Origin of the sequence: Paraburkholderia sp. HD33-4 (genome assembly GCF_021390635.1) — a bacterium.
Taxonomy (GTDB): domain Bacteria; phylum Pseudomonadota; class Gammaproteobacteria; order Burkholderiales; family Burkholderiaceae; genus Paraburkholderia.
Genome location: NZ_JAJEJS010000002.1, coordinates 3,069,505 through 3,085,286, shown reverse-complemented (window position 1 = coordinate 3,085,286; position 15,782 = coordinate 3,069,505). Strand labels below are relative to the sequence as shown.

Genomic DNA, 15,782 nt, shown 5'->3' with positions numbered 1-15,782 from the left:
ACAGTAAGCGCACTGCAAACTGATCTGCGAAACGAAAGCGGGCAGCCCGAAGGCTGCCCGCCATGTGCGCGACCCGATGTGTACGCAATGCATCGCGCCACGCGTTACGCGTGGCGCGCAGCGTCATGCCATCACAGGTAGAACATCCGGTCTTCGTCCGACTTGACCGGATGTGCTTCGCCTTCCTCGCGGTCTTCGTAGAACTTGAGCACCGCTTCGAGCACCTGGTCGGGATTGTCGATCACCTGCATCAGATCGATGTCGGTCGGGTTGATCAAACCCATCGGGATCAGCGAGCTCTTGAACCACGCGAGCAGACCCTCCCAGAACTCGGCGCCGACCAGAATGATCGGCACGTGGCGCGACTTCTTGGTCTGGATCAGCGTGAGCACTTCGGCCAGTTCGTCGAGCGTGCCGAAGCCGCCGGGCATCACGATCACCGCGTCCGAATTCTTCACGAACGTGACCTTGCGCGTGAAGAAATGGCGGAAGCGCAGCGAGATGTCCTGCCACTGGTTGCCCGACTGCTCGTGCGGCAACTCGATGTTCAGACCGACCGACGGCGCCTTGCCCGCATGCGCGCCCTTGTTGGCCGCTTCCATGATGCCGGGGCCGCCGCCGGAGATCACCGCGAAGCCCGCATCCGACAGTTTGCGCGCGATCTGCGTGGCGAGTTTGTAGTATGGCGAGTTCGGTTTCAGACGCGCCGAACCATAGATGCTGACCGCCGGCCGAATCTCCGACAGGTACTCGGTCGCCTCGATAAACTCTGCCATAATCGTGAACATCTGCCACGATGCGCGGGCTTTCTTGGCCGTTGCGCGCTCTTGATCTGCGAGCGATCGCAGACTCGGAATCACTTTTCTCTTAGTCATAATGCCTGAAGAACGAAGCCTTGAAGGTAAGACCCTGCTGTTGGTCGACGGTTCGAGTTATCTGTACCGGGCCTATCATGCGATGCCTGATCTGCGCGGTCCCGAGGGCGGCCCGACGGGTGCGCTCTACGGGATGATCAACATGCTGCGGCGCATGCGCAAGGAAGTCACAGCAGAGTATAGCGCGTGCGTGTTCGACGCCAAGGGCAAAACGTTTCGCGACGACTGGTATCCGGAATACAAGGCGAATCGTCCGTCGATGCCGGAAGATCTTGCCCGTCAGATCGAGCCGATTCACGTCGCGGTGCGTGCGCTCGGCTGGCCGCTCGTGATGATCGAGCGCGTCGAAGCGGATGACGTGATCGGCACGCTGTGCACCGAGGCGGAAAAGCTCGGCATGAACGTGGTCGTGTCGACCGGCGACAAGGATCTCGCTCAGCTCGTATCGAACCGGGTCACGCTCGTCAATACGATGACCAACGAAACGCTCGATCGCGACGGCGTGGTCGCGAAGTTCGGCGTGCCGCCGGAGCGCATCATCGATTACCTGTCGCTGATCGGCGATACGGTCGACAACGTGCCGGGCGTCGAGAAGTGCGGCCCGAAAACGGCAGTCAAATGGCTGACGCAATATGACTCGCTCGACGGCATCGTCGAGCATGCGAGCGAGATCAAGGGCGCCGTCGGCGAGAATCTTCGCCGCGCGCTGGACTTTTTGCCGATGGCGCGCAAGCTCGTCACGGTCGAGCGTCATTGCGATCTGAATGGCCATATCGAGTCGATCGAGGAAAGTTTGCCGAGCCTTCCCGAGTCGCGCGAAGAGTTGCGCGACGTGTTCACGCGCCACGGCTTCAAGACGTGGCTGCGCGAAGTCGAAATTGCCGATGCGGTCGAAGGTCCGGAAACCGACGTGCCGCCCGCGCTCGCTGTCGATCACGAGCGCCACTACGAGACCGTGCAGACATGGGAGCAACTCGACGCGTGGCTCGATAAGATCAACGCGGCCGAGCTGACCTCGTTCGATACCGAGACCACCTCGCTCGATCCGATGGTCGCGCAGATCGTCGGCTTGTCGCTATCGGTCGAGGCGGGCCGCGCCGCGTACGTGCCGCTCGCGCATCGCGGCCCCGACGCGCCGGAACAGCTGCCGCGCGACGAAGTGCTCGCGAAGCTCAAGCCGTGGCTCGAAAGCGCGGAGCGCAAGAAGGTCGGCCAGCATCTGAAGTACGACGAACAGGTGCTCGCGAATTACGGCATCGAAATGCGCGGCGTCGAGCATGACACGCTGCTCGAATCGTACGTGCTCGAGTCGCATCGCACGCACGACATGGACAGCCTCGCGCTGCGTCATCTCGGCGTGAAGACGATCAAGTACGAAGAGGTCGCGGGCAAGGGCGCGCAGCAGATCGGCTTCGACGAAGTCGCGCTCGACAAAGCCGCCGAATATGCGGCCGAAGACGCCGACATCACGCTGCGTTTGCATCAGGCCTTATATCCGCAGATCGCCGCGGAGAAGTCGCTCGACCATGTGTATCGCGAGATCGAAATACCGACCTCGCGCGTGCTGCGCAAGATGGAGCGCACCGGCGTGCTGATCGACACGGAGAAGTTGCGTCAGCAGAGCAGCGAGATCGCCACGCGCCTGATCGAACTCGAGGGCGAGGCGTACGAATTGGCCGGCGGCGAATTCAACCTCGGATCGCCGAAGCAGATCGGTCAGATTTTCTTCGAGAAGCTCGAACTGCCGGTCATCAAGAAGACGCCGAGCGGCGCGCCGTCCACCGACGAAGAGGTGTTGCAGAAGCTCGCCGAAGACTATCCGCTGCCGAAGATCCTGCTCGAACATCGCGGCCTGTCGAAACTGAAGTCCACCTATACCGACAAGCTGCCGCGCATGGTCAATGCGCAAACCGGCCGCGTGCATACGAACTACGCGCAGGCCGTCGCGGTGACGGGGCGGCTCGCGTCGAACGATCCGAACCTGCAGAACATTCCGGTGCGTACCGGCGAAGGCCGGCGCATTCGCGAGGCGTTCATCGCGCCGCCGGGATACAAGCTCGTGTCCGCCGACTATTCTCAGATCGAATTGCGCATCATGGCGCACATCTCCGGCGACGACTCGCTAATGCGTGCGTTCTCGCAGGGCGAGGACATTCACCGCGCCACTGCGTCGGAAATCTTCAACGTGACGCCGCTCGAAGTGTCGAGCGATCAGCGGCGCGTCGCGAAGGTCATCAACTTCGGGCTCATCTACGGCATGAGCGCGTTCGGCCTCGCGTCGAACCTCGGCATCACGCGCGATGCGGCGAAGATGTATATCGACCGCTACTTCGCGCGCTATCCCGGTGTCGCGCGCTATATGGACGAGACGCGCTTGAGCGCGAAGGCGAAAGGCTACGTGGAAACGGTGTTCGGCCGCCGTCTGTGGCTGCCCGAGATCAACGGCGGCAACGGTCCGCGCCGCCAGGCCGCCGAGCGGGCCGCGATCAACGCGCCGATGCAGGGCACCGCGGCCGACCTCATCAAGATGTCGATGATCGCCGTGCAGAACTGGATCGAAGACTCGAAGATCGGCACGCGCATGATCATGCAGGTACACGACGAACTGATCCTCGAAGTGCCCGACGCTGAGTTGTCCGAAGTCCGCAAGCGCCTACCAGAACTGATGTGCGGGGTCGCCGCACTGAAGGTGCCGCTCGTCGCCGAAGTCGGCGCGGGGCTGAACTGGGAGGAGGCGCATTGACATGCCCGTGACACGCGCACGATAACGTCGTGCGCATGTCACACATGGGTTTTGGCGACTTGTGACTTCCCGGGCGGGTCGGGGACAATCGGTTCAGGACGGCGCATTCGTGCGCAGCGTCGCGACAGATAATTCATCGGCTACACGGAGAAGTGCAATGCATCGATTTATCGTCGTTGGCGGAGGTGCGGGAGGACTGGAACTGGCGACACGCCTTGGCGATCGCTATGGCGCGGGCAAGAAGGGCAGCCCCACGCAGGCTCAGGTCACGCTGGTCGACCGCTATCCGACCCATATCTGGAAGCCGCTGCTGCACGAGGTCGCGGCAGGCAGCATGGACCCGTTCACGCAGGAGCTCGAATACGCTGCGCAGGCGCGCTGGCATGGCTTCGAGTTCCAGCAGGGCGAGCTGACCGGGCTCGACCGCGCGAACCGGCGTATCACGCTCGGCATCGTGCTCGACGACGACGGTGCCGAACTGCTGCCCGAGCGCGAGCTCGAGTACGACACGCTGGTCATCGCGATCGGCAGTACCACGGCCTTCTTCGGCGTCAAGGGCGCGGCCGAATTCTCCATTGCACTCGATACCGTTGGCCAGGCCGAGCGTTTCCGCAAACGCCTGATCGCGGCGTGCATGCGCGCCGAGCATCAGGCGCACGAGCCCGTCGAATCGAGACCGGGACCCGGCACCTGGTCGTCCAGCGAGCCGCGCATTCAGGTGGCGATCGTCGGCGGCGGCGCGACGGGGGTCGAGTTGTCGGCGGAGCTGCGCAATACCGCGCAGGTTTTGTCCGCGTATGGCTTGCACAAGCTCGATCCGCGGCATGACGTCGGCATCGTGTTGATCGAGGCGGGTCCGCGTATTCTGCCCGCGTTGCAGGAGCGCGTTTCCACGGCAACCGCCGAACTGCTGACCAAGCTCGGCGTGAAGCTGATGATCGGCGAGACCGTGGCCGAGGTCGCGCCGGGCTACATCCGTACCGCGAGCGATCACACCGTGCGCGCCGATCTGACCGTGTGGGCGGCGGGCATCAGGGCGCCGGCGGTGCTGGGTCAGCTCGACGGCTTGCCGGTCAACCGGCTCGGTCAACTGCTCGTGCGCCGTACGCTGCAAACCGAAATCGACGACAACGTCTTCGCGCTCGGTGATTGCGCGGCCTGCGAGTGGCCGGGCAACGAGCGCAACGTGCCGCCGCGCGCCCAGGCCGCGCATCAGCAGGCGAGCTTTCTGCTGAAGGCCCTGGCGGCGCGCCTCGACAACAAGCCGCTGCCGGAATTCACCTATCGCGACTTCGGTTCGCTGGTCTCGCTCGGGCACTTCAGCGCGGTCGGCAATCTGATGGGCGGAGTGATCGGCGGCAATATGCTGATCGAAGGGCTGTTCGCGCGCTTCATGTACATGTCGCTGTACCGGCTGCATATCGCTGCGCTGCACGGCTATCCGCGCATGGTGCTCGACACCTTTGCGCACTGGTTGCGCCGTACCACGCTGCCGCGCGTCAAGCTGCACTGACGCGCGCGGACGCTCTCCTCAGTTGAATCTGCAACGGGATACGCGCGAGGCGTATCCTGTTGCCTCTAACAATTCATCGAGGAGCGCCACATGCTGAAGCCTGAAGTCGATTGTCTGGTCCCGCACGTTCCCTTCGACCGCCGCACCTTCATCAAAGCGGCGCTGGGCACCGGTTTCGCGGCGGCGGTGCTGCCGGTCTCGGCGCAGACCATCCATACCGACAGCGACGGCCTCGAAGCAGGAGAAGTGGCGTTCCATTCGGGCGGCACGCTGATCCCGGCTTATCGCGCGCAGCCGAAGGGCAAGACGCATCTGCCGGTGATCCTCGTCGTGCATGAGGCCTTTGGCGTGCACGAGCATATCGCCGACGTCTGCCGGCGCTTCGCGAAACTGGGCTATCTGGCGATCGCGCCGGACCTGTTCGAGCGCGAGGGCGATCCGATGGTCTACACGAGCATCCAGCAACTGAGCGAGCAGATACTGAGCAAGGTACCCGACGAGCAGGCGATGGCCGACCTCGACGCGGCCGCCGCGTGGGCCGGCGAAAACGGCGGCGACCTGAATCGGCTCGGCGTGAACGGCTTCTGCTGGGGCGGGCGCATTTCATGGCTATATGCCGAGCACAATCCGCGCGTGAAGGCGGGCGTCGCCTGGTATGGTCGCGTGACCGGCGCGAAGAACGCGATGACGCCGGCCAATCCGATCGATCTCGTCGCCGACCTGCATGCGCCCGTGCTCGGACTGTATGGGCGTCAGGATTCAAGCATTCCGCAAGACACGCTCGAGCAGATGAAGCAGGCGATCGCGCAAGGTCCGCAGGCGGGGCGCGGCTCGCAGTTCGTCGTGTACGACGACGCGGGCCACGCGTTTTTCGCCGATTACCGGCCGAGCTACAAGAAGGCCGATGCTGAGGATGGCTGGCGTCGCACGCTCGTGTGGTTCAAACAGCACGGCGTGGCTTGAGGCGCTGCTCGAAATCTTCACGGCTCGTTGAGCCAACGATAGATCCGATGAAAAAAAGGCCGTTGCCGCTTTCGAGCGGCAACGGCCTTTTTGCCTGGTTACGACTTGCAGCGGATCGCGCTCAAGGTTGCGCGCCCGTCGCCACCGGCCGTTTCGGATCGGAACTCCATTCGCTCCACGAGCCAGCGTACAACGCTGAACCATGCAGGCCGGCAACCTCCATCGCGAGCGAATTCACGCACGCAGTCACGCCCGAGCCGCATTGCAGCACCACGTGTTCCGGCGGCGTATCGCCGAGCAGCGCGTGGAATTCCTCGCGCAGTGTGTGCGCCGGCTTGAAGCGGCCGTCGGCGGTCAGGTTGTCTTTGAAGAAGCGATTCAGCGCGCCCGGGATATGGCCGCCGACGCGATCGAGCGTCTCGTTTTCGCCTCGATAGCGATCGGCCGCGCGCGCATCGACCACGGTCCGCTCCTTCGAGCCGAGATTGCGCTCGAGCGCCTGCACATCGATGGTCACGGCGAGCGGTGCAGCCGCCTTGAAGTCGCCGGTGTTCTGCGCTGGCACATCCTGCGTCAGCGGTTGGCCGGCCGCTTCCCACGCCTGCAGTCCGCCGTCGAGCAGCGCGACCGCGTCGTGTCCGAGCCAGCGCAACAGCCACCAGACGCGTGCCGCGTACATGCCGCCTTGCGCGTCATAAGCGACGACCTGCTGACCTTGCTTCAGCCCCCGCGACTCCAGCGTTTCGACGAGCCGCGCGCGATCGGGCAGCGGATGCCGGCCGTTCGTGCCGTTCTTCGGCCCGGACAGATCGCGATCGAGATGCAGATAGTGCGCGCCCGGCAGATGGCCGGCCAGCCAGGCTTTCTCTCCCGCGTCGGTATCGGCGAGGTCGAACCGGCAGTCGATCACGAACACGCTGCCCGGCGCGGCCGTGAGCCGTTCGGCAAGATTGGTCGCGGAGATCAGGGTGGTGTAATGAGTGTGGGGCATGAGCGTCTCCTCGATACGGGCGATGGCGGCTGCGGGCCGCGCCATTCACGCGGCTGGCGCATGGCCGGTCTATGTCGGTAGTCTAAACAAAAAAGACGGGTCGAAGCCCGTCTTTCCTTGAGTCGACCGATGCGCCTCGCGGCGCGGCTCAGATCGTGCCGAGTTCGCGCCGCAAAAACTCGTGGAAGTGCTGCATGCCGTCTTCCATCGGGCTCTGATATGGACCGACCTGCGATTCACCGCGCTCCATTAGCGCAAGACGGCCGGCGTCCATGCGCTCGGCGATCTCGTCGTCTTCGCGGGCCGTCTCCATATAGGCGGCGCGCTCTGCTTCGACGAATTCGCGCTCGAACAGCGCGATTTCCTCGGGGTAGTAGAACTCCACCACGTTGGTGGTCTTCTGCGGGCCGCGCGGAATCAGCCACGACACGACCAGCACGTGCGGATACCACTCGATCATGATGCCCGGGTAGTACACCATCCAGATCGCGCCGAACTCGGGCGGATTCCCGTCGCGAAAGCGCAGCACTTCGTCGTGCCACTTGCGATACGTCGGGCTGCCCGGTTGCTCGAGCGCCTTGTGCACCCCGACCGTCTGCACGCTGTACCAGTCGCCGAACTCCCACGTCAGATCGTCGCAATTGACGAAGCTGCCGAGGCCCGGATGGAACGGCGCGACGTGATAGTCCTCCAGATAGACCTCGATGAAGGTCTTCCAGTTGTAGTTGCACTCGTGGACTTCGACGTGATCGAACATGAAGCCCGAGAAGTCGAAGTGGCGCTTGGTGCCGAGGCGTGCGAGATCCTTCGCGACGTCGCGACCCTGGGTCTCGAACAGCAGCCCCTGCCAGTTTTGCAGCGGCGTGGCGCCGAGATTCAGGCACGGGTTGTCGGCGAAATGGGGTGCGCCGAGCAGTTCGCCCTTCAGGTCGTACGTCCAGCGATGCAGCGGGCAGACGATGTTCTGCGTCTGCCCGCGACCGTTGAGCATGATGGCTTGCCGGTGGCGGCACACGTTTGACAGCAAGTCGACTTGCGACTGCTGGTTACGGACGAGTACCCGCCCCTCGCGTTCGCTGGGCAAGGCAAAATAATCCCCTGCTTCGGGCACCATGAGATCGTGGCCGATGTAGCGAGGACCTTTCTTGAAAAGGGTGTCGATTTCGCGCGTAAGAAGCGCTTCGTCAAAGTAAGCCGTGACTGGCAGCTGGCTGTGAACAGACCGCAACTGCAATGCATTGCTCAGATTGGACATTCCCACTCCCGATGAAGACGTGAAAGCAGTGAACAACCCAACCATCGAAGATTCGATTTAGGGAGCCGGCGATTATACCCGTTTCCCTGTGACAGGGGCACTTAAGTCCCTGATTTGGGTTAAAAATGTCAAGAAAGTTCGGCATTTTCGCCGCAGACCTCGCGCTTTTTTTCTGCGAGACTTCAGGGTCGAAGCGGGGCAAAGGTAGGCATCCGCCAGGCTCGAAGCGATGTGGCACGGCGGGGCGCAGGCTGGCGAGCGGATCGAAAATGTCGCTTTTGCCGTAGAATGTCCGACTTGTTTTAATTTTGCGACTATTCATGGCGAAGACCGCATCGAACGATTCCGCCGCCGCGCCAGCCGAAAGCGGCGATAGCGCGCCGCTGCCGGCGAACTACGAGGCCGCGCAGGCGGAGCTGGAAGAGCTCGTCGCGCGCATGGAAGGCGGCAGCCTGAGCCTCGAGGAATCGCTGGCCGCGTACCGTCGCGGGGCGGCACTTGTCGCATTCTGTCAACAGCAGCTCGAAAAGGTCGAGCAGCAGGTGAGGGTCCTCGATGGCGAGACCCTCAAGCCGCTGCCCATGAATACCGCAGGCACAGCCGCGACTGAGAGCGGGGACGACCTATGACATTCGAACAATGGACGCGCTCGGTGCTCGAACGCGTCGAAATGGCTCTGGAACACTATCTGCCGGCCGAGACGACCGAACCCGCCAGGCTGCACGAGGCGATGCGCTATGCGGTGCTCGGCGGCGGCAAGCGGGTGCGGCCGCTGCTGTGCCACGCGGCCGGCGAGCTGACCGGCGCGCGCGCCGATTGCCTCGATGCGGCGGCGGCGGCGCTGGAAATGATCCACGTGTACTCGCTCGTGCACGACGACATGCCGTGCATGGACGACGATGCGCTGCGCCGTGGCAAGCCGACGGTCCACGTTAAGTATGACGAAGCGACCGCGCTGCTGGTAGGCGACGCGCTGCAGTCGCAGGCATTCGTGGCGCTGACGTCCGAGGTGATGGGCGTGGCGCAGCAGGCGTCGCTCGTGCGCGAACTCGCGCTCGCAAGCGGCTCGATCGGCATGTGCGGCGGCCAGGCCATCGACCTGGCTAGCGTCGGCCATACGTTGACCCGCCCGCAGCTCGAGACCATGCATCGCATGAAGACCGGTGCGCTGCTGCGCGCGGCCGTGCGCATGGGCGCATTGGCCGGCGAGACGCCGGACGCGCAGGCTCTGGCCTCGCTCGACGCCTACGCTGCCGCCGTCGGCCTCGCGTTTCAGGTCGTCGACGACATTCTCGACGTTACGACCGACTCCGCAACGCTCGGCAAGACTGCAGGCAAGGACGCGAAGGACGGCAAGCCGACCTACGTGTCGATTATCGGGCTCGACGCGTCGCGCGCGCTCGCGGCGCAACTGCGCAGCGACGCGCACGCCGCGCTTGCACCGTTCGGCGCTCGCGCGCAGCGTCTTGCCGAACTGGCCGACCTGGTGGTGAACCGGGTCAGCTGAACGCGAAAGCCCGCCGCCGCGCACCCTCCATCCCCGGGGTGCCTGTATGAAGTGCGGGCGCGTAAGTTTTCCTACAATGGAACGACGATGTACGACTTGCTGAAAACCATCGACGACCCGGCAGCCCTCCGCCGCCTCGATCGCCGCCAATTGCAACCGCTTGCCGACGAGTTGCGCGCCTTTGTGCTCGACAGCGTATCGCAGACGGGCGGCCATCTCTCGTCCAACCTCGGCACGGTCGAATTGACCATCGCGCTGCATTACGTGTTCGATACGCCGCACGACCGGATCGTCTGGGACGTCGGCCATCAGACCTATCCGCACAAGATCCTGACCGGTCGTCGCGACCAGATGCACACGCTGCGTCAGTTGGGCGGCATCTCGGGCTTCCCGAAACGCGACGAATCGGAATACGACACCTTCGGTACCGCGCACTCGAGCACGTCGATTTCGGCCGCGCTCGGCATGGCGGTCGCGAGCAAGCTGCAGGGCGACAACCGCATGGGCATCGCCGTGATCGGCGACGGCGCGATGACGGCCGGCATGGCCTTCGAGGCCATGAACAACGCGGGCGTCGAAGACGACGTGCCGCTGCTCGTGATCCTCAACGACAACGACATGTCGATCTCGCCGCCGGTCGGCGCGCTCAATCGCCATCTCGCGCGTCTGATGTCGGGTCGTTTCTATGCGGCCGCTCGCGCGGGCGTCGAGCGCGTGCTGCGCGTCGCCCCTCCGGTGCTCGATCTCGCGCGCAAGCTCGAGGAGCACGCGAAGGGCATGATCGTGCCGGCCACGCTGTTCGAGGAATTTGGCTTCAACTACATCGGACCTATCGACGGTCACGATCTCGATTCGTTGATCCCGACGCTGCAAAACATCAAGGAACTGCGCGGGCCGCAATTCCTGCACGTCGTCACGAAGAAAGGTCAGGGCTACAAGCTGGCCGAGGCCGATCCGGTGCTGTACCACGGCCCGGGCAAGTTCAACCCGGCCGAGGGCATCAAGCCGGCCGCGACGCCGTCGAAGAAGACCTACACGCAGGTGTTCGGCGAATGGCTGTGCGACGCGGCCGAACTCGACTCGCGCGTGGTCGGTATCACGCCGGCGATGCGAGAAGGCTCGGGCATGGTCGAGTTTGAAAAGCGTTTCCCGGATCGTTACTTCGATGTCGGCATCGCCGAACAGCACGCGGTGACGTTCGCGGGCGGCCTCGCCGCGGACGGCATGAAGCCGGTCGTCGCGATCTATTCGACATTCCTGCAGCGCGCGTACGACCAGCTGATTCACGACGTCGCGCTGCAAAACCTGCCGGTGGTGTTCGCCATCGATCGCGCGGGTCTCGTCGGCGCGGACGGCGCGACGCACGCGGGCGCGTACGACCTCGCGTTCATGCGTTGCATCCCGAACCTGACCGTGATGGCGCCGTCGGACGAAAACGAGTGCCGGCAGATGCTGTACACCGCGTTGCAGCAGTCGCATCCGACTGCGGTGCGCTATCCGCGCGGCGCGGGCACCGGTGTCGCCACCGTCAAGCAGATGACCGCGTTGCCGCTCGGCAAGGGTGAAGTGCGTCGCGAGACCTCGGCGCCGGCCGGCAAGCGCATCGCGATTCTCGCGTTCGGCACGATGGTCGCGCCGTCGCTCGCGGCGGCCGAGCAACTCGACGCCACTGTCGCGAACATGCGCTTCGTAAAGCCGCTCGACACCGAGCTCGTGCGCAAGCTGGCCGAGACGCACGACGCAATCGTCACCGTCGAGGAAGGCTGCATCATGGGTGGCGCGGGTTCGGCCTGCGTCGAAGCCCTGCTCGCAGGCGGGGTTATGCGCCCCGTACTACAATTGGGCCTCCCCGACCGGTTCATCGATCATGGGGACCCGGCCAAGCTGCTCGCCGCGTGCGGTCTCGACGCCGCGGGTATCGCCCGGTCGATCCGCGAACGCTTCCTCGCGAGCGGCGCGGTCGCCGGCCAGTCGTCGGTGAAGCGCGTCGCGTAAAGCGCTGTCGCCTGTCGTGCCGCCGTAGGCGCGACCCATGTCGCCGTCATGCGACGGCGGCTTCGGCAATCTCCAGTTTGAACCGACGGGCGTTGCGGCCCGTCACCCAACGCCGGCGCAGCCGGCGTTCGCCGTTATGCGCGCTGATCCGCACGGCCGCTGGGCGCTTCGAACTCGCTGCGCGATAGTCGCGGATGCAGCGAGACCTTGGCGCAGCCCGGCGCTTTCCAGAAAGGACAAAAGAATGAATCAGATGAATCCCGCCTTCGTGATGCCCGACGTGCAAAGCACCCCCGACACGCGCCAGATTCCGATCCAGCGAGTCGGCGTGAAGGGCGTGCGTCATCCGTTGACGGTTCGTACGCCCGTCGGCGAGGTGCGGCCGACGGTCGGCACGTGGAATCTCGACGTGCATCTGCCCGCCGAACAGAAGGGCACGCACATGTCGCGCTTCGTCGCGCTGCTCGAGGAGAACAAGGCGCCGCTCGAACCGGCCACGTTCCGCACGATGCTCGCGGCTATGCTCGAAAAGCTCGAGGCCGAGGCGGGTCGCATCGAAGTGTCGTTTCCGTACTTCGTGAACAAGACCGCGCCGGTGTCGGGCGTGCAGAGCCTGCTCGACTATGAAGTCACGCTGACGGGCGAAACTCGCAATGGCGCGACGCGGCTGTTCCTGAAGGTGCTGGTGCCGGTCACGAGCCTGTGCCCGTGCTCGAAAAAGATTTCGCAATACGGCGCGCACAACCAACGCTCGCATGTGACGATCGACGCCGAGCTTAACGGCGACGTCCCAGTGGAAGAGTTGATCCGTATCGCCGAGGAAGAAGCGTCGTGCGAACTGTGGGGCCTGCTCAAGCGTCCGGACGAGAAGTTCGTCACCGAACGCGCGTATGAAAATCCGAAGTTCGTCGAGGACCTCGTGCGCGACGTCGCGCAGCGTCTGAACGCCGATGAGCGCATCGTCGCGTATGTGCTCGAAGCCGAGAATTTCGAGTCGATTCACAACCACAGCGCTTACGCGGTGATCGAGCGGGACAAGCGCCTCGCCTGATACGTTCTACATCGCTCCACACCGTTTCGTTGCGGCAGCATCGAAGCAAAAAAGCCGCTTTAAAAGCGGCTTTTTTATCGTCTTGCGGCGTTGGCTCAGTGCGCGAGCGAAGTCAGATCCCAACGCGGCTTTACGGTGAATGCGTAGTCGTTGCCGGCCTGCTCGGGCCAGCGTTGCAGGCGCAGCGCGCCGGCCAGCGCGATCATCGCGCCGTTGTCAGTGCACAGCGACAGGTCGGGGTAGTGCACGTAGAAATTGCGCCTTTGCGCGGCGGCCGACAGCGCTTCGCGCAACTGCCGGTTCGCTCCGACGCCGCCCGCCACCACCAGCCGGTTCAGCTTCGTGCGCTTGAGCGCCGCGAGTGATTTCGTGGCCAGCACTTCGACGGCCGCATCGACGAAACCGCGCGCGAGATCGGCTTTCGCCTGCTCGCAGATGTTCGCGCCGCCGAGCCGGTTCGCGTGCGTGAGCACGGCGGTCTTCAGGCCGCTGAAGCTGAAATCGAGGTCGCCGGAATGCAGCATCGGGCGCGGCAGCACGACCGCGCCGGGGGTGCCAAACTCGGCCATGCGCGAAACTTCGGGGCCCCCCGGATATCCGAGGCCCAGCAGCTTGGCGGTTTTGTCGAAGGCTTCGCCGGCGGCGTCGTCGAGCGTTTCGCCGAGCGTCTCGTAGACGCCGACGTCCGTCACGCGCATCAATTGCGTATGCCCGCCCGACACCAGCAGCGCGACGAACGGGAACGGCGGTGGCTCGTCGACGAGCAACGGCGACAGCAGATGCCCTTCGAGATGGTGAATGCCGACGGTCGGCTTGTTCCACGCCATCGCCAGCGAATTGGCGACGCTCGCGCCCACCAGCAGCGCGCCCGCGAGCCCAGGCCCTTGCGTGTAAGCGATCGCGTCGATGTCGCCGGGCGCGACGCCGGCGCGCTCCATCACCTCTTCGAGCAGCGGCAGCGCGCGGCGGATATGGTCGCGCGATGCCAGCTCCGGCACAACGCCACCGTACTCCCGATGCATCGCAATCTGCGAATGCAGCGCGTGCGCGAGCAGGCCGCGCTCCGTGTCGTAGAGCGCGAGACCGGTTTCGTCGCAGGAGCTTTCGATGCCGAGAACGAGCATGATGAATCGCTTGAGACGGGCGCGCGCGACGCGCGTCCGAAAGTGAAAGGTAAGCCTCAAAGTATAGCAGCGCGGACCAGCAGGCGCAGGCGGCCGGCAAAGCGCGGGCCAGGGCCCGAGGGCCCGGCAGGTACAATGCGGCCCCATGGAATCCTTCGATATCGCGGTGATCGGCGCGGGCGCGGCCGGCATGATGTGCGCGGCCGTGGCCGGGCAACTCGGCCGGCGCGTGGCGCTGATCGACCACTCGCAACGTCTCGCGGAAAAAATCCGCATTTCCGGCGGTGGCCGCTGCAACTTCACGAATCTGTATGCGGGGCCGGCCAATTATCTGTCGGCGAATCCGCATTTTTGCCGCTCGGCGCTCGCGCGCTATACGCCGCGCGATTTCATGGCGCTGCTGAAGCAGCATCGCGTGACGTGGCATGAGAAGCACAAGGGCCAGCTGTTCTGCGACCAGTCGAGCGACGCTGTCATCGACGTGCTGAAGATCGAGTGCGACGCCGGTGGGATTGCATGGCGCACGCCGCTGTCCGTCGAAGAAGTGCGCCAGGACGCCGAAGGGCGATTCCTGCTCGACACGACGGCCGGCACAATCGCCGTCCGGGCGCTCGTGATTGCGACGGGCGGTCTGTCGATCCCGAAGATCGGCGCGACCGATTTCGCATACCGGATCGCCAAGCAGTTCGGCCATAAGTTGATCGACACGCGCCCCGCGCTGGTGCCGCTGACGTTCGCGCCGGCCGACTGGGAGCCGTTCGCGGCGCTGTCGGGTGTGTCGCTCGAAGTACAGCTGTCGACTGGAAATAAAAAGACCGGCACCGAGTTCACCGAGGATCTGCTGCTCACGCACCGCGGCCTGTCGGGCCCAGGCGTGCTGCAGATCTCGAGCTACTGGCAGCCGGGCGAGCCGATCCACATCAATCTGCTGCCGGAGCGCGACGCCGCGGCCGCCCTCATCGACGCGAAAAACGGCACCAGGCGGCAGATCGCCAATCTGCTCTCGGAATGGGTGCCGCAGCGGCTCGCGCATGCGTGGCTCGACACTCATCAGGTGGCCGCGGAGGCCCGCGTCGCCGATCTGCCGGACAAGACGCTGCGCCGCATCGGTGAAGCGCTGTCGCGCTGGACGCTCACGCCGAACGGCACCGAGGGTTATCGCAAGGCCGAAGTGACGCGCGGCGGTGTCGATACGCGCGGTCTGTCATCGACGACGATGATGAGCGCGCGGGTGCCGGGCCTGTACTTCATCGGCGAGGCGGTCGACGTGACAGGCTGGCTTGGCGGCTACAACTTCCAGTGGGCCTGGGCGTCGGGTGTCGCGGCGGGCGAGGCAGCCGCCGACTATGTCCGGGGGGCTTGACGGCGCAATGGCTTTGTGAGAAAGCTCTGCTATACTCCTGAACCTTTACAAAGTTCCGTTATTGAAAAATGACGACCATCCGCGTAAAAGACAATGAGCCGTTCGAAGTCGCCATGCGCCGTTTCAAGCGCACCATGGAGAAAAACGGCTTACTGACGGAACTTCGCGCTCGCGAGTTTTACGAGAAACCCACAGCTGAACGCAAGCGCAAGAAAGCGGCGGCGGTGAAACGTCATTTCAAGCGTCTGCGTGGCCAGATGCTGCCAAAGAAGCTCTACTGATTCTGATGTTGCCGCACTCCGCTTCGCACGGCGCGGCAGCATCCAAGCCGATGGCGGCACGACAGGTGTCATCACGGCAAACCCGGCCCATCGGGCCAGCCGGCAAGGTCGCATCCACTAC

The 15,782-nt window shown here is 64.3% G+C and carries 13 protein-coding genes; 9 read left to right on the top strand and 4 right to left on the bottom strand.

The genetic code is table 11. The features are described 5' to 3' along the window. Positions 1 to 131 precede the first annotated feature (131 nt). Entirely contained in the window at positions 132 to 875 is a 744-nt protein-coding gene (locus L0U84_RS33845; protein WP_013092994.1) for a TIGR00730 family Rossman fold protein, read from the bottom strand. A gap of 1 nt (position 876) precedes the next feature. On the opposite strand from L0U84_RS33845, the gene polA reads away from it, so the two are divergent. The 3 genes from polA to L0U84_RS33830 all read left to right on the top strand — a co-directional run bounded on the left by polA (position 877) and on the right by L0U84_RS33830 (position 6,094). Then, positions 877 to 3,618 carry a DNA polymerase I gene (polA, locus tag L0U84_RS33840; RefSeq protein WP_233856356.1) on the top strand — a complete coding sequence of 914 codons (2,742 nt, stop codon included), beginning with the start codon at positions 877 to 879 and terminating at the stop codon, positions 3,616 to 3,618. Between the two features lie 157 nt (positions 3,619 to 3,775). Continuing rightward, positions 3,776 to 5,131, top strand: coding sequence for an NAD(P)/FAD-dependent oxidoreductase (locus tag L0U84_RS33835; protein WP_233856355.1), 1,356 nt, complete (start codon positions 3,776 to 3,778; stop codon positions 5,129 to 5,131). Positions 5,132 to 5,221: 90 nt separating this feature from the next. After that, positions 5,222 to 6,094, top strand: a complete 873-nt coding sequence (locus L0U84_RS33830; RefSeq protein WP_233856354.1) for a dienelactone hydrolase family protein — start codon at positions 5,222 to 5,224, stop codon at positions 6,092 to 6,094. A gap of 121 nt (positions 6,095 to 6,215) precedes the next feature. Here the strand turns inward: L0U84_RS33830 and L0U84_RS33825 are convergent, their stop codons facing one another. Both L0U84_RS33825 and L0U84_RS33820 read right to left on the bottom strand, forming a co-directional pair. Then, complete coding sequence (locus L0U84_RS33825; protein WP_233856353.1) at positions 6,216 to 7,085, bottom strand: sulfurtransferase; 870 nt, start codon at positions 7,083 to 7,085, stop codon at positions 6,216 to 6,218. A gap of 148 nt (positions 7,086 to 7,233) precedes the next feature. Beyond that, positions 7,234 to 8,340 (bottom strand): aromatic ring-hydroxylating oxygenase subunit alpha, encoded by a 1,107-nt coding sequence (locus L0U84_RS33820; RefSeq protein ID WP_233856352.1) that lies wholly within the window; start codon positions 8,338 to 8,340, stop codon positions 7,234 to 7,236. Between the two features lie 320 nt (positions 8,341 to 8,660). On the opposite strand from L0U84_RS33820, the gene L0U84_RS33815 reads away from it, so the two are divergent. The 4 genes from L0U84_RS33815 to folE2 all read left to right on the top strand — a co-directional run bounded on the left by L0U84_RS33815 (position 8,661) and on the right by folE2 (position 12,893). After that, a complete protein-coding gene (locus L0U84_RS33815) occupies positions 8,661 to 8,969 on the top strand; it encodes an exodeoxyribonuclease VII small subunit (protein WP_233856351.1) in 309 nt (102 codons plus the stop codon). Further along, complete coding sequence (locus L0U84_RS33810; protein WP_233856350.1) at positions 8,966 to 9,847, top strand: polyprenyl synthetase family protein; 882 nt, start codon at positions 8,966 to 8,968, stop codon at positions 9,845 to 9,847. Before L0U84_RS33815 ends, L0U84_RS33810 begins: the two co-directional genes overlap by 4 nt. 87 nt (positions 9,848 to 9,934) lie before the next feature. Next, entirely contained in the window at positions 9,935 to 11,842 is a 1,908-nt protein-coding gene (gene dxs, locus L0U84_RS33805; RefSeq protein WP_233856349.1) for a 1-deoxy-D-xylulose-5-phosphate synthase, read from the top strand. Between the two features lie 244 nt (positions 11,843 to 12,086). After that, on the top strand, positions 12,087 to 12,893 hold the full coding sequence (gene folE2 / locus L0U84_RS33800) for a GTP cyclohydrolase FolE2 (RefSeq protein WP_233856348.1): 807 nt from the start codon (positions 12,087 to 12,089) through the stop codon (positions 12,891 to 12,893). 95 nt (positions 12,894 to 12,988) lie between these two features. On the opposite strand, the gene tsaD is transcribed toward folE2, so the two are convergent. Beyond that, positions 12,989 to 14,017 (bottom strand): tRNA (adenosine(37)-N6)-threonylcarbamoyltransferase complex transferase subunit TsaD, encoded by a 1,029-nt coding sequence (gene tsaD, locus L0U84_RS33795; RefSeq protein ID WP_233856347.1) that lies wholly within the window; start codon positions 14,015 to 14,017, stop codon positions 12,989 to 12,991. Positions 14,018 to 14,162: 145 nt separating this feature from the next. On the opposite strand from tsaD, the gene L0U84_RS33790 reads away from it, so the two are divergent. Together L0U84_RS33790 and rpsU are read left to right on the top strand one after the other, a co-directional pair. Next, the gene (locus L0U84_RS33790) at positions 14,163 to 15,380 is read left to right on the top strand and encodes an NAD(P)/FAD-dependent oxidoreductase (protein WP_233856346.1); all 1,218 of its coding nucleotides are present in this window, start codon (positions 14,163 to 14,165) and stop codon (positions 15,378 to 15,380) included. Positions 15,381 to 15,448: 68 nt separating this feature from the next. After that, positions 15,449 to 15,661 carry a 30S ribosomal protein S21 gene (gene rpsU / locus L0U84_RS33785; protein WP_008919901.1) on the top strand — a complete coding sequence of 71 codons (213 nt, stop codon included), beginning with the start codon at positions 15,449 to 15,451 and terminating at the stop codon, positions 15,659 to 15,661. Positions 15,662 to 15,782: the final 121 nt, after the last annotated feature.